This is a genomic window from Solibacillus sp. R5-41 (genome assembly GCF_002736105.1).
Classification (GTDB): domain Bacteria; phylum Bacillota; class Bacilli; order Bacillales_A; family Planococcaceae; genus Solibacillus.
Genome location: NZ_CP024123.1, coordinates 3,658,806 through 3,680,569, shown reverse-complemented (window position 1 = coordinate 3,680,569; position 21,764 = coordinate 3,658,806). Strand labels below are relative to the sequence as shown.

Annotated in this window: 24 protein-coding genes; 14 read left to right on the top strand and 10 right to left on the bottom strand. The window is 36.3% G+C overall.

Going from position 1 to position 21,764, the window contains the following annotated elements:
• Positions 1–3: 3 nt before the first annotated feature.
• A complete protein-coding gene (locus tag CSE16_RS18210) occupies positions 4–213 on the bottom strand; it encodes a YheE family protein (RefSeq protein ID WP_099425204.1) in 210 nt (69 codons plus the stop codon).
• Positions 214–321: 108 nt separating this feature from the next.
• On the opposite strand from CSE16_RS18210, the gene CSE16_RS18205 reads away from it, so the two are divergent.
• Entirely contained in the window at positions 322–1,467 is a 1,146-nt protein-coding gene (locus tag CSE16_RS18205) for a DUF445 domain-containing protein (protein ID WP_099425203.1), read from the top strand.
• Between the two features lie 24 nt (positions 1,468–1,491).
• Positions 1,492–1,836, top strand: coding sequence for a YlbF/YmcA family competence regulator (locus CSE16_RS18200; protein WP_099425202.1), 345 nt, complete (start codon positions 1,492–1,494; stop codon positions 1,834–1,836).
• A gap of 59 nt (positions 1,837–1,895) precedes the next feature.
• On the opposite strand, the gene CSE16_RS18195 is transcribed toward CSE16_RS18200, so the two are convergent.
• Positions 1,896–2,096: a hypothetical protein gene (locus CSE16_RS18195; RefSeq protein ID WP_099425201.1), complete on the bottom strand. Its 201-nt coding sequence runs from the start codon at positions 2,094–2,096 to the stop codon at positions 1,896–1,898.
• A gap of 406 nt (positions 2,097–2,502) precedes the next feature.
• Here CSE16_RS18195 and CSE16_RS18190 point away from each other — a divergent pair, with 406 nt between their 5' ends.
• From CSE16_RS18190 to CSE16_RS18165, 6 genes are all read left to right on the top strand, one after another.
• The gene (locus CSE16_RS18190; protein ID WP_099425200.1) at positions 2,503–4,008 is read left to right on the top strand and encodes a coproporphyrinogen III oxidase; all 1,506 of its coding nucleotides are present in this window, start codon (positions 2,503–2,505) and stop codon (positions 4,006–4,008) included.
• An 88-nt stretch (positions 4,009–4,096) separates the two neighbouring features.
• Entirely contained in the window at positions 4,097–4,477 is a 381-nt protein-coding gene (locus CSE16_RS18185; RefSeq protein ID WP_099425199.1) for a hypothetical protein, read from the top strand.
• A 145-nt stretch (positions 4,478–4,622) separates the two neighbouring features.
• Positions 4,623–5,822, top strand: a complete 1,200-nt coding sequence (locus CSE16_RS18180; RefSeq protein ID WP_099425198.1) for an MBL fold metallo-hydrolase — start codon at positions 4,623–4,625, stop codon at positions 5,820–5,822.
• The gene (locus CSE16_RS18175; RefSeq protein WP_099425197.1) at positions 5,809–6,057 is read left to right on the top strand and encodes a DUF3006 domain-containing protein; all 249 of its coding nucleotides are present in this window, start codon (positions 5,809–5,811) and stop codon (positions 6,055–6,057) included. The genes CSE16_RS18180 and CSE16_RS18175 overlap by 14 nt, the downstream gene beginning before the upstream one ends.
• Positions 6,058–6,167: 110 nt before the next feature.
• The gene (locus CSE16_RS18170; protein ID WP_099425196.1) at positions 6,168–6,947 is read left to right on the top strand and encodes an HAD family hydrolase; all 780 of its coding nucleotides are present in this window, start codon (positions 6,168–6,170) and stop codon (positions 6,945–6,947) included.
• 146 nt (positions 6,948–7,093) lie between these two features.
• Positions 7,094–7,474 carry a DNA polymerase III subunit delta gene (locus CSE16_RS18165; protein ID WP_099425195.1) on the top strand — a complete coding sequence of 127 codons (381 nt, stop codon included), beginning with the start codon at positions 7,094–7,096 and terminating at the stop codon, positions 7,472–7,474.
• Positions 7,475–7,762: 288 nt separating this feature from the next.
• Here the strand turns inward: CSE16_RS18165 and CSE16_RS18160 are convergent, their stop codons facing one another.
• Both CSE16_RS18160 and serA read right to left on the bottom strand, forming a co-directional pair.
• A complete protein-coding gene (locus CSE16_RS18160) occupies positions 7,763–9,031 on the bottom strand; it encodes a polysaccharide deacetylase family protein (protein WP_099425194.1) in 1,269 nt (422 codons plus the stop codon).
• Between the two features lie 459 nt (positions 9,032–9,490).
• Entirely contained in the window at positions 9,491–11,113 is a 1,623-nt protein-coding gene (gene serA / locus CSE16_RS18155) for a phosphoglycerate dehydrogenase (protein ID WP_099425193.1), read from the bottom strand.
• 797 nt (positions 11,114–11,910) lie between these two features.
• Here serA and CSE16_RS18150 point away from each other — a divergent pair.
• Together CSE16_RS18150 and CSE16_RS18145 are read left to right on the top strand one after the other, a co-directional pair.
• Positions 11,911–13,557: an FAD-binding dehydrogenase gene (locus CSE16_RS18150; protein WP_099425192.1), complete on the top strand. Its 1,647-nt coding sequence runs from the start codon at positions 11,911–11,913 to the stop codon at positions 13,555–13,557.
• Positions 13,558–13,616: 59 nt separating this feature from the next.
• A complete protein-coding gene (locus tag CSE16_RS18145) occupies positions 13,617–14,399 on the top strand; it encodes an enoyl-CoA hydratase (RefSeq protein WP_099425191.1) in 783 nt (260 codons plus the stop codon).
• A gap of 73 nt (positions 14,400–14,472) precedes the next feature.
• Here CSE16_RS18145 and CSE16_RS18140 read toward each other — a convergent pair whose 3' ends face one another.
• Positions 14,473–15,009, bottom strand: coding sequence for a GNAT family N-acetyltransferase (locus CSE16_RS18140; protein ID WP_099425190.1), 537 nt, complete (start codon positions 15,007–15,009; stop codon positions 14,473–14,475).
• Between the two features lie 55 nt (positions 15,010–15,064).
• A complete protein-coding gene (locus CSE16_RS18135; RefSeq protein ID WP_099425189.1) occupies positions 15,065–15,250 on the bottom strand; it encodes a YhzD family protein in 186 nt (61 codons plus the stop codon).
• Between the two features lie 197 nt (positions 15,251–15,447).
• On the opposite strand from CSE16_RS18135, the gene yhaM reads away from it, so the two are divergent.
• A complete protein-coding gene (gene yhaM / locus CSE16_RS18130) occupies positions 15,448–16,383 on the top strand; it encodes a 3'-5' exoribonuclease YhaM (RefSeq protein ID WP_099425188.1) in 936 nt (311 codons plus the stop codon).
• 106 nt (positions 16,384–16,489) lie between these two features.
• On the opposite strand, the gene serC is transcribed toward yhaM, so the two are convergent.
• Positions 16,490–17,587 carry a 3-phosphoserine/phosphohydroxythreonine transaminase gene (gene serC / locus CSE16_RS18125; RefSeq protein WP_099425187.1) on the bottom strand — a complete coding sequence of 366 codons (1,098 nt, stop codon included), beginning with the start codon at positions 17,585–17,587 and terminating at the stop codon, positions 16,490–16,492.
• Positions 17,588–17,905: 318 nt separating this feature from the next.
• On the opposite strand from serC, the gene CSE16_RS18120 reads away from it, so the two are divergent.
• Positions 17,906–18,682 carry a formate/nitrite transporter family protein gene (locus CSE16_RS18120; protein ID WP_099425186.1) on the top strand — a complete coding sequence of 259 codons (777 nt, stop codon included), beginning with the start codon at positions 17,906–17,908 and terminating at the stop codon, positions 18,680–18,682.
• Between the two features lie 166 nt (positions 18,683–18,848).
• Positions 18,849–19,184, top strand: a complete 336-nt coding sequence (locus tag CSE16_RS18115; protein WP_099425185.1) for a zinc ribbon domain-containing protein YjdM — start codon at positions 18,849–18,851, stop codon at positions 19,182–19,184.
• A 227-nt stretch (positions 19,185–19,411) separates the two neighbouring features.
• Here the strand turns inward: CSE16_RS18115 and CSE16_RS18110 are convergent, their stop codons facing one another.
• Positions 19,412–20,260 (bottom strand): peptidylprolyl isomerase, encoded by an 849-nt coding sequence (locus CSE16_RS18110; protein WP_099425184.1) that lies wholly within the window; start codon positions 20,258–20,260, stop codon positions 19,412–19,414.
• 142 nt (positions 20,261–20,402) lie between these two features.
• Between CSE16_RS18110 and CSE16_RS18105 the strand changes: the two genes are divergently transcribed.
• Positions 20,403–20,501, top strand: coding sequence for a YjcZ family sporulation protein (locus tag CSE16_RS18105; RefSeq protein ID WP_083493702.1), 99 nt, complete (start codon positions 20,403–20,405; stop codon positions 20,499–20,501).
• A gap of 327 nt (positions 20,502–20,828) precedes the next feature.
• Here CSE16_RS18105 and CSE16_RS18100 read toward each other — a convergent pair whose 3' ends face one another.
• Together CSE16_RS18100 and CSE16_RS18095 are read right to left on the bottom strand one after the other, a co-directional pair.
• On the bottom strand, positions 20,829–21,014 hold the full coding sequence (locus tag CSE16_RS18100) for a hypothetical protein (RefSeq protein ID WP_099425183.1): 186 nt from the start codon (positions 21,012–21,014) through the stop codon (positions 20,829–20,831).
• A 50-nt stretch (positions 21,015–21,064) separates the two neighbouring features.
• The gene (locus tag CSE16_RS18095) at positions 21,065–21,484 is read right to left on the bottom strand and encodes a DUF3267 domain-containing protein (protein WP_253896286.1); all 420 of its coding nucleotides are present in this window, start codon (positions 21,482–21,484) and stop codon (positions 21,065–21,067) included.
• Between the last annotated feature and the right edge of the window lie 280 nt (positions 21,485–21,764).

Genomic DNA, 21,764 nt, shown 5'->3' with positions numbered 1-21,764 from the left:
CATTCATTCATAAACGTGAAATAGCATAAGTTCATGAATCATCTTTTCGACAGTCGCTAATTGTTCAGCACTGGGCGTCGTTCCAATAAATTGAATGCGCCCATCTTTATAATACTCGGCATGATAACGCTGCTGTTGAAAAAAGAATTGAATAGACCATCCTGGGATTTGACTATTTTCGAATAATGGTTTATAGCTAAAATGTTGTATCATGAAACTTCCCTCCCTATTTAATCGTACTAGAAAGGGATACATTGTTGCAATATTTCAACGACATTTCATAGGGCAGTATAAATTATTAAGAAAGAAAGAGTGAGGTAGATGGGTCATTTTATTTCGTTGCTATTGTTATTAGGTGTCGTAGGGGCAGTTGTTGGAGCAGCAACAAACTATATGGCAATTAAAATGCTGTTTCGTCCGTACAAACCAATCTATTTTAAAAAATGGCGTTTACCATTAACACCAGGGCTTATTCCAAAGCGCCGTGAAGATTTAGCGATTCAGCTTGGCAAAACGGTTTCGGAGTATTTATTAACACCGGAAACAATCAAAAAGAAATTTTTATCAAAAGAAGTTCGGGAAAATGTGTTAACCTTTGCTCAAAGTAAAGTGGAACAGGAAATTTTTACGAATGATAAAACTTTAAATGATTGGCTAAAGATTGTTGGCTTCGATCATTTATCAAAAACAGCAGAAGGAAAAATGGATGTCATCATTTTTAATCAGTTTGAATCTGTAAAGCATACATTATCTTCAAAAGCGATCCGAGAGCTTTTACCTGCTGATTTAGAACAGGTACTTGATCGTAAAATTGAGGAAGCGGTGACTCAAATTTTAGAGAAGGGTGAGGACTATTTTTTATCACCTGAAGGAACGCTAACAATCAAAAATATGCTCGATGATTTTTTATCTTCTAAAGGATCATTAGGTGGCATGGTTCAAATGTTTTTAGGGGATTCGAATTCACTAGTTGATAAAGTGCAACGAGAGCTAGTGAAATTTTTACAAGCACCAGGCACGAATGCACTGCTCGTTCGTATTTTTACAGTGGAATGGGAAAAAATTAAAAATCGTGAAGCGATGGACTTTATGAAAGATGTAAACTTTGATACGATTGTTACGAGCATTCAAGATTATGCAAAACGTGAGCTAGCACTTGAATCTCGCTTAAATAAGACGATTGAAGATTACTGGCCAGATGGAAAGCAATGGGTAACAGATGACCTGCTCCCTAAAGTTTTAGATAAAGTATTTCTTGCGGCAGAAGGTAAAATTGAAGATGTGTTAAAACGTTTAAATTTAGCTGATGTCGTGCGTGAACAGGTCGATACGTTCCCAATAGCAAAGCTGGAGGAGCTCGTGTTAGGTATTATTAGTAAGGAGCTTAAGCTAATTACTTGGCTTGGTGGTATTATCGGTGGTCTTGTCGGAATTATCCAAGCAATTATCGTTTTTTTGACGAATTAAAATGAAGAGAGTAGGATTTATAAAATGGTAAATATTTATGATGATATTAATAAACTGCAAGCAACTTTCCGTCAAACAACAGAGTTTGAAAATTTAAAAAAAGCAGTAGAAGCTGTTCGTGAAGATGAAGCAGCAACGGCCCTATTTACAAACTTCCGTGATGTGCAAATGAAGCTGCAACAAAAGCAAGCAACAGGCGAAGAGATTTCTGAAGAGGAATATGTTTTCCTACAAAAAACGGCTCAATTAGCACAACAAGATTTGAAAATTTTAGCAATGCTAGAAGCTGAAATGGCATTAAGTACTGTTATTGAAGAAGTAAACCGTATTATTACACAACCAATTCAGTCACTTTACGACGGACTATAAAAAAGGGGTTCACACCATGGTGTGAACCTTTTTTTATGGAGGAAAGAAATTGACTTATACTAATTTTGCACGCTAAGACTTCCTAAATTGAACAGAGTAAGTTTATATTTTGGAAACTTATTTTTGTATTGTTGAATGTATTCCTGAAATTTTGGGTGTGCAGCAACTAAACGTGCAATATGCATTTCATCCGTATAAAGCAATTTATGGTTGAAATGTACTTCAAAGAAACGTTGGACATTTGCATATAAATTATTCAAAGAGAGGGCACCGAAAAACTCCTCGCGATCAAATAAATAAAGGAGTTCTCCCATTTCAAAATGGTTTGCATACCAGAATCGAATGGTTATATAAAAAGTATGTTCTTCACATTGATTAATATCATTTGTAAATGCTAATGGATATTTTAGTTAGAATGCTATTGAAATTCTGAGTTGTTTTCTCTTGAAATAAAGACATACTCATAACCCTCCTCTTATTGAATAAATTGTTTACCCTTCGCAATTCTTATAGCTTAATTCATATTCTAATTAGGAAATGTTAAAATTAGGTTAAAATATATTGATTAATTGCAACTATTTTTCTACCATAAGCATTCAGTGTCAAATTCACACTGTTTTTTGATACAATAGGGAGGATTTTACGAAATGAAAGTAGTGAATATAAATGAAAGCGATTCATATAAAAGAGCAATTTAAAGAGGACTGGAATCGTGTCTTCAACCATATTGCGAATCTATTTTATGAAGATTCGATTATTCAACTTGAGCATGAAGGTTCGGACATGACATTGCAATTTGACCATTCAACAGATACGCAACATACGATTTGTACATCGGCAACGCTTAAAGTTGAGGGACAAATGTATTCTAGCCAATATTCCATTGGTTATCCAACAGAAGGAACAGAAAAAGAACAAAATATTCGAATGAAGCGTGCCCTATCTCATGTTATGTTGGATGTATTGGAGCAATATTCTGGCATGACGCAGCAATGGGGTATTTTAACGGGGATACGTCCGACGAAACTATATCATAAATACCGAAAATCGGGCTTGGATAATGCACAGATTGCAACCATATTAAAAGAAGATTTCCGAATTTCAGATCAAAAAATTGGACTAATGGAAGCAATTGTTGAACGCCAATTAAAGGTCATTCCAGATTTAGATGAAATCGGTCAAGAAATTTCTATATACATCGGTGTCCCATTCTGTCCGACGATGTGTGCCTACTGTACATTCCCAGCGTATGCGATTCAATCAAATCGGAAGGCGGGGCGCGTAGATAAATTTATTGATGGCTTGCATATTGAACTACGTGAAATGGGTAAGTGGTTAACAGAAAAAAATATGCGAATTACGTCAATTTATTGGGGTGGAGGAACACCTACTTCGATTGAGGCACATGAAATGGATGCCCTTTACAAAACGATGTTTGAAGCTTTCCCAAATACCGATTCGATTCGTGAAATAACGGTTGAAGCAGGTCGACCAGATACGATTACACCGGAAAAAATAGACGTACTCAAAAAATGGGGCATTGACCGAATTTCAGTAAACCCTCAAAGCTATACGCAAGAAACGTTAAAAGCCATTGGACGTCATCATACAGTAGAAGAGACTGTTGAAAAGTTTTGGTTATCTCGCAATTCCGGCATGAATAACATTAATATGGATTTAATTATCGGCTTACCAAATGAAGGTATTGAGGAGTTTCAGCATTCATTAGATGAATCTGCTAAAATGCAGCCAGAAAGTTTAACTGTGCATACATTAAGCTTTAAGCGTGCTTCTGAAATGACGCGAAATAAAGATAAATATCGAGTGGCTGATCGCGATACTGTTGGCAAGATGATGGAAATGGCGACAAATTGGACAGCTGAAAATGGTTATGTACCTTATTATTTATATCGTCAAAAAAATATATTAGGCAATCTTGAAAACGTTGGCTACTGTAAGCCGAGTGAAGAATCGATTTACAATATCGTCATTATGGAGGAAGTTCAAACGATTTTAGGCATTGGGTGCGGTGCCTCGTCGAAATTCGTCCATCCAGAGACGGGGAAAATTACACAATTCCATAATCCAAAGGACCCTGCTGCTTATATTTTGACGTTTGAAGAGGCCATCGCGAAAAAAATATCGATTTTAAATGAAATTTATTCAAGTTAAGATCTGGATAAAAATATCAAATATGCGTTTTTGCTAGTTTAAAAATCGCATATTTGACTCTGGCTAACATATATGTTGGAGGTGTGTTATGAAAAAGTCGATAATAGTAATCGGGTTGACCATTATACTTTTTGGCGCATTTATATTCTTTAATAAACTATACTATCCTTCACTCCCAATAGAAAGTATGAGCAAAAAAGAAGTGTTAGAAAAAATAAATGATGCTGATAAAGAAATGGTTCAATTATCAAACGAAAAAGGAAAAAAATGGTTTATTGTAAGCGAACGAAATGTATCCGTAGCTGATGAAATGATCAAGGAAATGGTTATTCAAAATGGTTGGATTTTCAAACAAAAAGATGGTAGTGGACTCTTCTTTGAAAAAAAAGGGGAAAGTTTGATTGTAACCACACAAAAGTGGACGGGTGATTATGTGTTAGTTGAAATTCCAGTCAATTTTAATGAATAAAAAAGGTTTGTTCTCTATTGTGGGACAAGCCTTTTTTATTGAAATGTATACGTGTGCTACCGTCATGCCCAACATTGAAGTGGCAACAGAAGGTGTTCTTTAGATCAACCTATATAGTAGAAAAAAAGAAAAGGATTTATTGAAAATGAAAAAAATTTTAGCAGTACTTGTAGCCGTTTTACTTTTAGTAGCAGGTTGTGAGGAAACACCACAAACGAACGAACAAATAAAACCATATACGGGTAAGGAAATGCTCGTCCATTTTATTGATGTTGGTCAAGGGGATTCTATTTTAATTCAATCGCCGAATGGAAAGACGATGTTAGTTGATGCTGGTGTAAAGGGTGCGGGTAAAACCGTTGTTGACTATTTAGAGGTGCACGGCGTACAAAAATTAGATTATGTCGTAGCAACGCATCCAGATGCTGATCATATTGGTGGATTGATTCCGGTATTAAATTCAATTCCGGTCGAGCACTTTATGGATTCTGGAAAAATCCACACATCCAATACGTATGAAGAAATGCTAACGTTAATCCATGAGAAAAATATCCCTTTTACCATTCCACAGACGGGTGATCTAATTGAATTGGATTCTGAAGTAACAGTGAATGTTTTAAGCGCAGATGAAGATGCAGCCGACAACAATGAAGCGTCCATAGTGCTCCGAGTCGCTTATGGAAATATTTCATTTTTGTTAACAGGAGATGCCGGTATTGATATGGAAAAGGAGATGCTAGCAAACGGTCTTGATGTAGAGGCGACGATATTAAAGGCGGGACATCATGGTTCTAATACGAGTAGTTCCCAAACTTTTGTTAATGCGGTTTCGCCGTTAGCAACTATTTTAAGCTATGGACAAAATAATAAATATGGACATCCACATGCAGAAGTTATTGATGCGTTACAAAATGTAGGAAGTGATATTTATAGTACAGCAGAAGCAGGGACAATTGTTGTTAACACAGATGGAGATACGTATAAAATCAATCAATCCCAATGGACAGGTATTGGTGCAACGAGCGAAATTAAGATTCCTAACGTTATTGGAAGTGTCGAATTAGTAAGTAAAGATGTTCAAGCGGAAGTTGTTGTCGTAAAAAACACGGGTAAAGAAGCGGTAAATATGCAGGGATGGCAGCTTGTTTCAGTAGAAGGAAATCAAGTATTTAATTTCCCGAATATCGACCTTGCCCCTGGAACATCCATTTCGATTACGAGTGGCTCGGATGCAAAAACGGGTGAAAATGAATTAGAATGGACTAAAAGGCAAATTTGGTTAAATACAGGGGATTCAGCCCATCTAATGAATGCGAAAGGGGAAATTGTTAGTGAGTTACCATAAATATACGCTTGATCGATTTGATGGAGAATATGCCGTTTTTTTAAAGCGTCCAGATGAAACAGAAAAATTACTTATCCAACGTACAGAAATTTTAGTAGCACTGCAAGAAGGGGATATTGTACGCATTCAAGAGGATGGGGAAAAATACCTGATTGAGGTATTACAAGAAGAGATCAACGCCCAAAAAGACCGTATTCAGCAATTAATGAAGCAGCTACGTCGGCAATCTAAATAGATAGGGAATTGATTGAGGAAGATTTAGAAAAGTCGAAATGTCATGAAAATAATTCACTTTATTATGATAAAATAAGTACTAGAATATATTAATTTTAGGAGCTAGTAATGATGACAATTAAAACGATAATTTTTGATTTAGATGATACATTATTATGGGATCAAAAATCTGTAAAAACAGCATTTGAAAAAACATGTGACTATGCAAATGAAGTACATAGCGTGGACCCTATAAAGTTTGAAGAAGCGGTACGTGAAGCAGCAAGAGCATTATATGAGGGCTATGAAACATTCGATTACACTGTTTTAATTGGTATTAACCCATTTGAAGGCCTTTGGGGAACTTTCGATGATCCAACACCTAAATTCCAGCAAATGAAAGAAATTGTGCCGCAATATCGTGCACAAGCGTGGACAAATGGATTGGCTGCACTAGGGATTGATGACCCTGCATTTGGTATGGAGCTAGGTGAACGCTTTGTAGAAGAACGTAAAAAAGCACCTTTCTTTTATGAAGATACATTTGCTGTTTTAGATGAGTTAAAGGGGAAGTATCAGTTAGTATTATTAACAAATGGGGCCCCAAGCTTACAAAATTTAAAATTAGAAATTACACCAGAAATCGTTCCATATTTTGACCATATTATTATTTCAGGCGATTTTGGTAAAGGCAAACCAGATGCTTCAATTTTTGAATTTGTTATGGAAAAAGCACAAGTATCAAAAGATGATGGAATTATGGTTGGGGATAATTTAATGACTGATATTTTAGGTTCTTCCCGTGTAGGAATGCGCAATGTTTGGATTAACCGTGAAAATAAACCGCAAAATCCAGATGTCATGCCTACGTATGAAGTAACTTCATTAACAGAGTTATTAAAGCTTATTTAACAGTTGTAATCTTAAAATGAATGGAACGTATCCGCATTGTGGGATACGTTCCTTTTTTGTGGGCAGAGTGAATAAATTAAAAACAGTGAATTTTCTAATAATTTGTAGTATAATACTTTTATATACTTAAAAGGGAGGGTGTAGATATGTTTACGATTCAGCTTTGTGTTTGTGAAAATTGCGGGCGTTCGGATCAATCCGTAACCGTTGAAAATCATACAATTCATCAGCATGTAGCACAACTTTGTCCAACATGTATACATATTTTGTCCTTACCAACAAATGAAGTACGTTTTCTACAACTTGCCAGAAAGAAAAATAAACAAACATCCAATACAGAAATGCAAAAGATACACCAAAAACTATCCATGCTATTAGCTGTAGCAGGTCTGTTTGTAACGATTATCGCTGCAGCGGTAGTAGCGCAAAGTATGGAGATTCATGCCTATTCTGACTTATACGTGAATGAAACGGAAATTGATAACTATTTATCTTTCGCTTATATAAATGAAAAATTTTCTTCTTAATAATAATCAAGAAAAAATCAAAAACAGGGCTGTCCCAAAAGGGGCTTTAAAGCCAAAAACGAATAAAAAGTGAAAGGCAGAAACATTGTTAAATGAACGTTTCTGCCTTTTTAATTTCATATAATTTTACTCTAAAAGGGATTATGAGGAAGACCCTTTTTCAATTACGCTTAATAACAAAATTTTTTCTTGCAAAAAGCTTGCACTAGCTATATGTGCCGCTTGAGTCTATAAAATTGCGCGTGGCATTGTTCCTTATTCTCTTTAGGCCAAAATCAGCCGCATGCATCATTTCGCTAATAGCTCTGAAATGGTAACGAATTCATAGCCTTGCTTTGATAAATAATCAAGCACAGAATCTAATGAATCGGCAGTTGCTTGATGAATATCATGCATTAAAACAATGCTATCCCTTTTGGCATTTGTTTTTACGATTTGCAATGTTTTTTCAGGGTCATGATGTTTCCAATCAAGCGTATCAATTGACCACATGATGTTCGGAACTTCTAGTAAGCCCGTAATCGTTTTATTATAAGCTCCATAAGGTGGACGGAATACAGTCGTGTATTGATCTATGGCAGCCTTTACAGCAATGTCCGTTAATTGAATTTGGGTGCTTACTTGCTTTACAGTCAGTGTCGTTAATTTCGTATGATCATATGTGTGATTTCCAATTTCATGCCCTGCTTTAGAAACTTCCTTTACGATATCAGGATATTTCTGAACGTTTTTACCAACGACGAAAAATGTCGCTTTTGCATCATATTTTTTTAATGTTTGAACGATTTGTGGTGTTACTTTTGGGTTGGGTCCATCATCAAATGTTAAAGCGATTTGCTTCTTACTAGAATTGTTGTTAGGTTTTGTACTAGGCTTTGGATTAGTTGTGCTAGTATTTTTAGGCGCTTCTTTTAATCCAGTAACCGGAACATATCCTGACAACGATTTGCTCGTTACAAATGCCCAGCCATTAAATGTAGATAGCATAGTAACCTCAGTGCTTTTTGGTAAAGTGCCAATCGCTTTACTTGAAGGGCTTGCTTTATAACGAACGGATAATCCGGTTGGCTCTTGAACAATCATTTGTTTTTTTGTTGGCGTTGTAAGTGCAATTTTATTTACAAAACCAGCTAAATCACCGAAACGAACAAATGCCCATCCTGCTTCATCAATAGAATAAACTTCTACAACACTGCTTGAAGGGAGATTCCCTATAACTTCACCTTGAGGATCATTTATTAGTCTAACATTTGGTTCAAATTTAACGCTTGTTAGCATGTACTGTACGGTAGCTATTTGTAAAGAATTGCTCGGAACATAGCCTGTATAAAATGTATAGTTAATTTTAGCCCAGCCATTTGACTCAGATAGAACGGTGACGACACTATTTTTATCTAATGTAATCACTTCTTCTTGTAAACTTTCATCAAAGACAACAGTATCAGAAGTTGTCATTTTAATGGCACTTATTGTGTCGGCTTTAGTAAACAATTGAGGGAATGTAACGCATGCTGTGACAAGTACTGCCAACAGTAATACCACTTGTAGATTTTTCATAAACACCCACCCTTATAATCAATTGCGCCTCGGAATAATTGTGTCCAGATTTTTTTCGTGCGCGCTCGAAAAACACCTAAAAAAATCTGTAACATCCGCCGGGGCATTAGGCCAACACGATGTTGGTCACTCAGGCGTTGCCGCACGACGCGGTGTTATTAGCCTGAGTTCTACTACTTCAGTTAGGGTTGAACCCACACTGAATTTAGTGCATATTTAGCGTTCATCCTCCACTTATAGAAGTATCGAAATTCTGCTGAAGCAAGTTAGTAAATATAATACTAGTATACAATTCCTTTAAGTAAACACAAATCAATATTCGGAAAATACTTAATATTAACAATATGAAAGTGGGAGGGGGAGTATGAAGCCGTTGGGATGAATAAAATTGAAAAAAAAATCACCATTTAACGAAATGTCAAATGGTGATTTCCTATTTATTAGAGTGCTGTAAAAGGCTTAAAGTGTAATTGCTTTTACTTCATCAATATTTTCGAGTTGAGCCACATAATTTAAATCTTCTGTTGTTACGGCATTATCAACTACAAGCATCATAACAGCTGATCCACCAACTTGGTCACGTCCTACTTGCATTGTTGCGATATTAATTTCTTTTTCTGCTAATTTTGTAGCTACGCGGCCAATTGCACCAGGTTTATCTGTATTTTTAATGTAAAGAAGATTGCCATTTGGAACAACATCAACAACAAAGCCTTCTACTTTAACAATACGTGCGCCAAGACCGTTTAATAATGTACCAGCAACAGTATGTTTTTCTGTATCTGTCACGATTTCAACTGTAATTAAATTTGTAAACCCTTTAGCAGTTGTCGTTTTATGTTCATTAATTTTCATGCCAATACGTTCAGCTAAGTAACGAGCATTTACATCGTTAACGTGTGTACCATGGTTTGTAGATAATAAGCCTTTAATCGCGTTCGCTGTTAAAGGACGAACATCAAAGTTTGCTACCTCACCAGCGTAAGAAATGTTTAATTCCTGGATGCTTTCTTCTGTAACTTGAATTAGGAATTTACCTAATTTTTCAGCTAAAGCAAAGAATGGCTCCACTTGTGCAAGCTTTTCTTTTGGAATTGAAGGCATGTTTACTGGGTTTGTAACCGTACCTGATTTAAAGAATTTAATAATGTCGTTTGACACGTCAACTGCAACTGACTCTTGTGCTTCAACAGTAGATGCACCTAAATGTGGTGTTGCAATTACTTGTGGTAATGTAAGTAATTTATGATCTGTTGCTGGCTCTTGTATGAATACGTCAAGTGCAGCTCCAGCTACTTTACCTTCAACGATTGCATCATATAAATCATCCTCGTTAATAATACCACCACGTGCGCAGTTAATAATGCGAACGCCATCTTTCATAATAGCAAAGCGCTCCTTGTTAATGATATTACGTGTTTCAGGTAGTAATGGTGTATGCACTGTAATAAATTCAGCAGCTGCACAAACTTCATCAACTGTTCCTTTTGTTACGCCAAGTTCTTTAGCGCGTTCTTCTGTTAGGAATGGGTCGTATGCAATGACGTTCATACGTTGACCTTTCGCACGATAAGCAACTTCAGCACCGATACGTCCCATACCGATAACGCCCATTGTTTTATTTTTTAATTCTACACCTACATAAGATTTACGATCCCATTTACCATTTTTTAATGTGTTAAATGCTTGTGGAATGAAACGAGCAAGTGAAGTCATCATGGCAATAGTATGCTCAGCAGCAGAGTTTGTATTTCCGTCTGGAGCGTTTACGACAATAATCCCGTGCTCAGTTGCAGCAGTTAAATCAATATTATCCACGCCAACACCTGCACGACCGATTAGCTTTAAATTTTTTGCACCTTCGATGATTTCACGCGTAACAGTCGTTTGAGAACGAACAAGTAATACATCTACATCTGCAATTTTAGAAACTAATTGTTCAGGTGTTAAACCTGTATCAATAATAATGTTTAAATCTAATTCAGTCTCTTGGCGAAGTGGGAAAATTCCATCTTCACTTAGTGGATCCGCGATAAATACATTAATTGTTTTCATTTCTGTTTCTTTTAATTTTGTTACCATAATAAAATTCTCTCCCTTTAAATGTTTTAATTAAGGCCTGCACGATGCAGGTCACTCAGGCGTTGCCGTAGGACGTGACGTTTTTAGTATTTGTTCCTCCAGTTTAGCCAGAGTTCCACAATTCAGTGGGCGTTCAATTACCCACTGAACGAGGATAAAATAAAAAGCCTTCCACCCCTTACATGTTACTGTAAGGGGCGAAAGGCTATTGGAAATATAGTATCGCGGTACCACCCTAATTCGTTGCCATAATATGTGGAAAAATTATGTGCAACCTTATCTATATGCGTAACGTGCATGGGCCGGAATAACCTACTGAAATGTTCAGCTATTCTATTCAAGAGTGGAACATTGTCGTCGTATACACTGGTTCACACCACCCACCAGCTCTCTTTGCTATACAAAACGAAAAGTATGTCTCTATCACAATAGTTGTTCGTAATTAAATTTGATACCATCATAATACCGATTGTTCACCTTTGTCAACAGTAATTCACTGATTAATTAATTTAAAACTGTTTTTTTAGCAGTGAATCACCTTTAAACCGAACTTTTACTTGCGATAATACATCAATTGTTCGTATTTTGCGTTTTTGATGTAAGCGTTATCTTTGTTGGTATAACAGCATTAAATAGATATACAGAAAGTTTCGTATCGTTTTTTTTGCATTTTATATTCGGTTTCGCTAGTTTGCCATGATTTTTTGAAATTTTTATAAAAATATTGTTTTTGAAGGGGAAATCAAAAATTGCACGAATGTGTATAGTAATGCTTTCGTAAAGGAGGAGGGGAACGTATGAAGTATGATGTCATAGTTGTTGGTGCAGGTTTGGCGGGACTGACAGCTGCATGTCAGCTCATTGATGCAGGTAAAAAAGTATTACTAGTCGATCAAGAAACTCAAAATTCAATTGGCGGACAAGCATTTTGGTCGTTCGGTGGGCTATTTTTAGTGGACTCACCCGAACAACGAAGAATGGGCATTAAAGATAGCAAGGAGCTCGCGTGGCAGGATTGGATTGGTTCAGCAGGATTTGATCGATTAGAGGACGAGGATAGCTGGGCATACAAATGGGCAAGAGCTTACGTGGATTTTGCCTCTGGTGAAAAATATGATTGGTTGAAATCCCTAGGGATTCAGTTTTTCCCTGTAGTTGGTTGGGCAGAGCGTGGTGGCGCATTAGCAGGAGGACATGGAAATTCTGTTCCTCGCTTCCATATTGTTTGGGGAACAGGACCAGCGATAGTAGAGCCGTTTGCAGAAAAAATATTAAAAGCAGCGTCCAGTGGGCGAGTTGACTATATGCCTCGCCATCAAGTAACGGAGCTTATAATAGACGGAAATACCATTTCTGGGGTGCGAGGAAATGTTTTAGAAACGACTGTTATTCGACGAGGGGAAGAAAGTTCTCGAGAAGCGATTGGCGCATTTGAGTACTACGCAGATGCCGTAATTATTGCGAGTGGTGGTATTGGTGCGAATTTAGAACTTGTGAAGAAAAATTGGCCATCTCGATTAGGAACACCCCCTAAAACGATGATTTCAGGTGTCCCAGCGTATGTTGATGGGCACATGCTACAAATCACAGAGCAAGCTGGAGGGCGCGTAGTAAATCGAGACCGAATGTGGCACTACACAGAAGGGTTACGCAACTGGGACCCAATATGGAAAAATCATGGGATTCGTATTTTACCTGGACCATCCTCGATGTGGTTTGATGCAACAGGAAAACGCTTTTCTGCACCAAATTTTCCTGGATTTGATACGTTAAGCACATTAGAAGCGATTCAAAAAACTGGTTATGATTATTCTTGGTTTATTTTAACAGAAAAAATGATTGAAAAGGAATTTGCCCTATCTGGTTCAGAGCAAAATCCAGATTTAACGAATAAAAGCATCCCTCAAATTTTAAAACGCATGTTGCCAGGGCCACCAGCGCCCGTTCAAGCTTTTAAGGAAAATGGGGAGGATTTCGTCATTGCACACGGCTTAAAGGACCTTGTAGACGCGATGAATCGCTTAGTAGGGAATAAATTATTAGACTTTATGCATATTAAAGACCAAATTTTAGCCCGTGATCGAGAAATTGAGAATAAATTTTCTAAAGATGCACAAGTGACAGCTATTCACGGTGCACGCAATTATTTAGGAGATAAATTAATTCGAGCAGCAAAGCCCCATAAAATGTTAGATCCAACAGCAGGACCGCTTATTGCTGTGAGATTAAATATTTTAACGAGAAAAACATTAGGTGGACTACAAACAGACTTAAATGGTCAGGTATTGAATGACTATGGCAAACCGATTCCGGGCTTATTTGCAGCGGGAGAGGTGAGTGGTTTTGGAGGTGGGGGAGTTCATGGATATCGCTCATTAGAAGGAACTTTCGTAGGTGGATGTTTATTTACAGGATTACAAGTTGGAAAATATTTGAGTAAATAAAGGACTTTTCTATTTACATGTCGAAATGAATGGTTATTCATAAAAAAGGGGTGTATGTTATGAGTTACAAAACAATTCAACTTGAAATAGCAGAACGAAAAGCAACTTTATCTTTAAATCGACCACAAGCAATGAATGCCATGGATTTTACGATGATGCGAGAATTAGCCGAATGCTTTGAATCGCTACATAACGAAAAGGATGTGCAAATCCTTGTTGTTAAAGGGGAAGGCAAGGTCTTTTCAGCAGGTGGAGACGTAAAAATGATGGTTGCGTCAGAAGATTTTTCTGATTTTGGATTGATTATGGATACAATTACACGACTTGTAAAAGCTTACTATACGTTACCGATGATTACGATTGCACAAATTCATGGAGCTGCGGCGGGGCTTGGTTTAAGTTTAGCTTTAGGTAGCGATATTATCGTGGCAGAGCAACCGAGTAAAATCGCGATGAACTTCATTGGGATTGGCTTAATTCCGGATGGAGCGGGTCATTTCTTTATGAAGGAACGTTTAGGTACGGTGCAAGCAAAGCAAATGATTTGGGAAGGAAAAGTGCATAATGGAGAAGAAGCACTTGCACTCGGTTTAATTGATCATAATGTAGCGGAGGGGATGGCGGCAGTTGCTGTTGATCAGCTCGTTGGAAAATTATTAGCCTCACCGATTTTAGCTATGATTGAGACGAAGGGAATTTTACATCAGGCTAATTTATCAGAACTTGAGTTCATTTTACAAGGTGAAGCACTAGGACAGGGAAAAATGCGCCAAACTGTGGACCATCTTGAAGGAATTAAAGCCTTTGTTGAAAAAAGAACACCTGTATTTTTAGGGAAATAAAAAAAAAGTATCTCGTTTAAACACACGAGATACTTTATTTTGTAGTAAGTCAAAAAAATTAAGTTTGAATTTGTTACAGTGACCTATTATCATAATCACTTTTAAGTACTGCCATAATAATTTCATCCGAGTATGCATCATTGTAGTATAAAGATTGGCGTAAGATACCTTCTTTTTTAAAACCCACTTTTTCATAAGCTCTTATACCACGTAAATTATGACTAAATACCTCTAACTGTAAACGATTTAATTGGAGTTGTTCAAAAACAAAACTTAGAACTAGATTGATCGCTTCAGTTCCATAACCTTTTCCGGTTAATAAAATGGAGGCCATTGATATTCTGAATCCTGCCTTTTTATTCTCCTTATCAATCTCGGAAATTGATAATTCTCCAATCATTTCGTCCGTGTCTTTTAAACAAATAGCGAAATCATAGCGACTTGAATCATTATTTATATTTTCGATATGAGCCTTAATTTGCTCCAATGAAAAATTAAGCTTCGTTCCAGTCATATAACGTATTTCTTCATCCAGTGAGTTTTCATACATAATGGGTGCATCTAATGAGCAAAGAGACCTTAAATATATTCTCTCGCTTTCTAATTTCATAGTAATGTTCTCCTTAATTCACTAATCAATTATGCCGAAATGTAATTAATTTCGTTTAAACGTGGAATAAAATTAACTTGCCCGCTGAATTAACTAAACGATGCGTTTTTTCAGTAACGCCATTATCGTCAATCTGTTTCTGTCCTTCAATTTTTGCAGTTTCATCGTTTGCAAAAGTCCATACTTCATCAAATAAAGTTTCTCCAGTTTTTTCAAATGCAGTAAAACGATAATTTTCCATGTAAACCACCCTTTTTAAGCAAGATAGGATTTATTATACACGAAATTATTTGATAATTCACGAGCAATATACAAGAATTAGTAAAAAAAGTAGAATTTATGGCATGTCCATGTGCGGAGTTTTAGTGTAATTTATCGTAAACTAAGTAGAAAGCATGTTACAATAAATAGTAATAGAGTATAAAGGAGCGATTGCTTGTGAATGAAATTACAAAACTCCAGCCTGGTGAACAAGTTGACCAATTTTTATTAATTAAAGAGGCAAAAAAAGGAGTCACGACGGTTGGAAAGCCATTTATGTCTCTTATTTTGCAAGATCGTAGTGGAGATATTGAGGCCAAGCTTTGGGACACAAATGAAGAGCATGAAAATTTATACCGCGCACAAATCATCGTAAAAGTAGGCGGTGAAATTCATGATTACCGTGGGAAAAACCAGCTTAGAATTAAACAAATTCGCCCTGTAAGAGAAGATGAAGGTGTTCAAATTAGTGATTTATTGCCAACCTCAGCAGTTCCGAAAGAGGAATTATACGAGCAGCTAACACAATTCTTTTTTCAAATTCAAAACCCAAATATTTCACGTATAACACGTCATATTATGAAAAAGCATTACGACAGTTTAATCATTTTCCCTGCTGCTACAAAAAATCATCATGATTATGCATCGGGTTTAATTGATCATGTTGTATCAATGTTGAAATTAAGTAGTGCAATTTGTGACTTATATCCGACATTGAACCGTGATTTATTATATGCGGGAGTCATTTTACATGATATCGGTAAAGTGATTGAGTTATCTGGACCTGTTGGCACTGCCTACACAGTGGAAGGGAACTTGTTGGGGCATATTTCTATTATGGTCAATGAGATTGGACTAACTGCAACAGAACTGAAAATTGAAGGCGAAGAAGTAATGTTACTTCAACATTTAGTGCTTTCTCACCATGGGAAAGAAGAATGGGGTAGCCCGAAAAAGCCAATGATTCAGGAAGCGGAAATTTTACATTATATTGATAATATTGATGCGAAAATGAATATGCTGACGCGTGCGCTCGATAAAGCGAAGCCAGGCGAATTTACAGAGCGCTTATTCCCATTAGATAACCGTTCGTTTTATAAACCGACGATTTAACTTGATTCAGCAGGGGTTCAAACCCAAGCTGAAGTAGTAGAGGCAGTCAGCAAGCTAAAAAAGGACATCCACGATTTATATGCGTGGATGTCCTTTTCACATTTGATTATTGGTTATCTTGTTGGAATTTTACCATGAAGTCTGCTAATGCTTGGCAAGTTTCTACTGGTACAGAATTGTATGCAGATGCGCGGCAGCCGCCTACTGAACGGTGACCGTTTAATCCAACAAATCCAGCTTCTTTTGCTTCAGCTAAGAATTTCTTTTCTAAAGCTTCATCTGCTACACGGAATGTAATATTCATTAATGAACGAGATTCTTCCGTTGCATGACCATAATAGAATCCGTTTGAATGATCGATTGCGTCGTAAATTAATTGGGCTTTTTCTTCATTGCGTTTTTCGAGTACTTCTAACCCGCCTTGTTCTTCTACCCATTTCAACACTTCACCAAGCATATAAATACCGAATGTTGGTGGTGTATTGTATAAAGAATTGTTAGTAACATGCGTATCGTATTTTAACATTGTTGGGATGTTAGGGTTTGCTTTTTCAAGGAAATCTTTACGGATAATAACAACTGTTACACCAGAAGGACCTAGGTTTTTTTGAGCGCCCGCATAAATCATCGCGAAATTTGAAACGTCCACTTTTTTAGATAAAATATCAGAAGACATATCTGCGATTAATGGTACATCACCCGTTTTAGGGAATGCTTTCCACTGTGTACCGAAAATTGTATTGTTTGAAGTTAGGTGAACATATGCTGCATCTTGTTCTACTTGAATTTCTTCAATTGTTGGTATGTTTTTATAATTATTTTCTTTTGTACTAGCTGCTTCAACCGGTGTACCGAAAAATTTTGCTTCTTTGAAAGCTTTTTCTGACCAAGCCCCTGTTTGAATATAGCTGGCTTTTTGATTTTGAGTTAGGAAGTTCATAGGAATCATTGTAAATTGAAGGCTTGCTCCACCTTGTAGGAATAGCACTTCATAGTTTTCTGGAATGTCATAAATTTTGCGTAAGCGAGCAATTGCCTCGTTATGTACCGCTTCAAATGTAGCGCTACGGTGGCTTAACTCCATTACAGACATGCCTGTACCTTTAAAATCAACAAGCTCTGCCTGGGCTTTTTGTAATACTTCAAGTGGTAATGCAGATGGACCTGCATTAAAGTTATATGCGCGATTAGTTGTTAATGTCAATTGAAACACTCCTTGTGTAATTAATATTTACCTACCTTGATAATATACTCTTTTCATGAATGTGTGGGAAAATTCTTGAAAGTATTTTTAGAAAGCACAAAAAAGAGAAGAAAGAATGTTAAATATACGAATTTATGTACATATATAAAATGAAATGTTCGTGTTTTGGGAGTGAATAATCCTATGAATTTTAAAAATAATTTAAAAAATGGCGAAAAGGTGAATATTCATATATTTCACACTGGAAATGAAATGCATACATTATGGGATTATCTTGTTATAATTTTGATGAATACATCGTAATTATGAGGTGGTCAAATGACTGAAACATTTCAAGCTATTGCAACAGTAGCTGAGAAAAAAACACAAATGGTTCGTACGTCAAAATTAGGATTTTTAATACTCGCATTTTATGGGGGCCTATTCATTGGGTTTGGCATTATCACATTCATTGTAATTGGAGGATTGCTATCACCTACCAATGTACCGAGCATGAAGATTATTCAAGGATTGGCATTTGGTGTAGCGCTTTGTATGGTGACGCTTAGTGGAACGGATTTATTTACAGGAAATAATTTGGTCATGGCTATTGGAACGTTAGAAAAAAGGACGAGCATACTGGATTTAATCAATGTATGGTCATATAGTTATGTTGGAAATTTTATAGGTTCTATTTTTTGTGCGTGGCTATTTTTTATGTCCGGCATGGCAGTAGGGGAGACCGCCAATTTTGTCGAAAAAGTTACAACGGCAAAAATGTCTGCCCCTGCGACGGAACTTTTTTTTCGAGGTATTTTATGTAACACACTTGTTTGTATAGCAGTTTGGTGCACTTACCGCTTAAAAAGTGAAGCTGCTAAAATTATGATTATCTTTTGTTGTATTTTCCCGTTTATTATGTCGGGCTTTGAGCACAGTATCGCAAACATGACTTTGTTTACGTTAGCATTTTTTATCCCACATGGAGAGACAATCACCCTTAGCGGTGCCATTCATAATTTAGTGCCGGTCACTGCTGGAAATATCGTGGGAGGTGCAGTCGTTTTAGGGTTAGGATTATGGCTGGCTGAGCAAGGGAAGAGGAACGAAGGCTGAAGCTGTCATTTCCTGTGAATATGCCTTTGTGACCAATATTGTGGTAGCCCAAAAACAGCTTAATCATAATGAGTTGTGAGTGAAATAAGTACCTTAAGCAGCATTGGCTTGTTTTCGTTTTGTAAGTATGACAGTATAGAGTAATCATTGAGTGGAGGTTAGGATAATGGAGAAATTACCAAATTGCCCGAATTGCGGCTCAGAATATACGTATGAAGATGGACAAATGTTCGTTTGTCCAGAATGTGCACATGAATGGTCACAAACAGAAGAAGCCATTGAAGAAGGGCTAGTAGTTCGTGACGCTAACGGAAATTTATTAGCAGATGGTGACACTGTAACGGTTATTAAAGATTTAAAGGTAAAAGGTAGTTCATCTACACTTAAAATTGGTACACGTGTGAAGAGCATCCGCCTAGTAGAAGGCGATCACAACATTGATTGTAAAATTGATGGTTTCGGTGCAATGAAGTTAAAATCAGAATTTGTGAAGAAAAACTAAAGAGAAATTCATAAAAAAAGACACAGCAATATTTGCTGTGCTTTTTTTTTTATCAATTATGCCTAGGCATAATTGCGTCCGGAATCTGATTTGTGTACGCACAAATCAGATTCTGTGACATCTGCCAGGGACTTAACTTCTCTCAGCTAATATTTGGATTAGAAACTAAATTCCGTATTCAAATCGACACCTATAGAGGTGGAGACTGCTGATGAAAGAAGTGAAATTTATTCAGCGCTCATGTCTTTGAAAGCGTTTTTCAAGTCAGCATCTTTTACTTCAATATCTGCTTCTTTAAGTAACTTATCCAATGTTGTAGCCCAGTCGCCTTTAGAAGCTGCGATTGATTCACGGATTTCTTCTTTCTTCTCTTCTAAAGTTCCAAAATCCTTTACATCGCGCTTCTCAGTTACTTGGATGATGTGGAAACCATGCTGTGTTTTAACTGGTTCACTAATTTTATTCACTTCAAGTGCATAAGCAGCGTCATTGAATTCAGGAACCATTTTTCCAACTGTAAACCAGCCTAATTCGCCGCCTTTTTCAGCTGAACCTGGGTCTTTTGAATATTCTTTTGCTACTGCAGCAAAATCCTCACCAGCGTTTAATTTTTTAGCAACTTCTTTAGCTGTTGCCTCATCTTCCACTAAAATATGACGAGCATTTAACTCTTGTTTAGCTTGGTCATAATATGATTGAATTTCTTCATCCGTTACTTCAACATCAGCAACTGCTTTTTGTTGTAAAAGGCTGAAGCGGATATTTGTTTTTAAGCCTTCTTCAGTTAAATTACTTTGCGCTAAAGCGGCGTCTAAGCCATCGCCAAGTTGTTCTTTAACAGCTTTGAACTCTTTTTCAATTTCTTCTTCAGTTACTTTATATTTCTCGTTTAAAATCTTCTCAATTACTACTTGTTGTAATAATTCATCACCAGCGATATCTTTAATTTGATTGTAAAAGTCTTCTTGAGTAATGTCGCCAACATTTGTCGAGACAATTACCTCATCGCCAGGATTACTACATGCAGCTAAACCGATTGATGCAGCTAATGTTAATGCAAAAAGTGATTTTTTCATTTTTTATTACGCTCCTAACTTTCTTTGAATGCATTAGTTACTATAACATAAACGAATTAAAAACAAAATGGTTGCATACAGTAATGGCCTAAGTTTTACCAAGCAAGGTGCATACGATAGATGATAGATGGGAGGTGACGTGATGGGTGGCGGAGGCTATAATGGTTCTGGCTCAGGCTTTGCACTATTAGTCGTATTGTTCATTTTATTGATCATCGTAGGTGCAGCGTTTATTTACTAATCTAAAAAATGGATAGATATAGCAAATGTATGTTGGTTCCATTAATTTGAAAAAAGTTGAGGAATGACCATTTTAATTTACATTGGTAAATGAGAGAAGTAAAAAAAGGTGCCCGCTTTAGCGTGTGCACCTTTTTTATTTTTATTCAGAAAAAAACGCTGAATGAAAAAAATGCCGCGACGGATGTCACAGATTTTAATGTGAGTTAGTTTAGGATGTTAGCCTAAGTTCGTCGCATCAATGAGACAAAGGCTAACTGACCTGCATCGTGCAGGCCTAAGCACAATTTAAAATATGGACAAGAGTTAGCCAAGGTGTAATTGATTATTATACAGCTATTAATACTTCTACATATAGGCTAATCAATAAAATCGTAATCAGTACATTGATTGTTCGGAATATTTTTGGCTGCTTTTCTTCAGGGATTTCTTTTTGAATACAAAGAGCAGCTGTCATCCGATTAATTTGGAATAAGTATAAAATCGAAAATAGAATGACAATGAGTAATAGCAATTTATTCCTCCCCCTTACAACTTGAATAAAAAATTTGCATTAAAGACTAACTATAAATTTAATGGTACAAGAATTTCATAACCTCTAGGTGTTTCCTCAATTATAGCATTCTTTGGTGCGGACAATAAATGTTTGACATATAAAATATCCATTAAACAAACACTACAATGAAAAGCCAGTAAAAAGCTAAAATAATGGGCATATTGTGGAATGTATAGGCCCCCAATAAAAAGAATGGTGTTAAATAAAATAAACGGTGTAAGTAATGTAAATATATATAACTTTTTAGGAATGCTCTGTTGCAATTGCATATGAACAATCGGGATGAAAATGTATCGTATTTTAAATCTAAAAACAATCGAGTTTCTGTATTTAAATAAAACGAAATAGTGAATCGCTTTATGAATAGGATAGATGAATGGGGTGAAAAATATGATCAACCATAAGTAATGGTCTTCATGTCGAGACATAAATTGAAAGCTTAAAGTTATATATGAAAAACAAAACACTAAAACAAAAACAATGCAAGACAATATATATAGTCTTGCTGTACCATAATCACGCTCAATATTAATTGTTTTCCAACAGTGCACGAATATCCTCCTAATAGGTTGCGTAATAAACTGAATAAAAAGTAATTCTAGTGTAAACGCATGTGTATGTTTTCTCATCATACTACATAAAGTAGAGACAGTCGTATAATTTACCTTAACGAAAAAAAGAGTGTATGAATACACCCTTTTTCTCTTC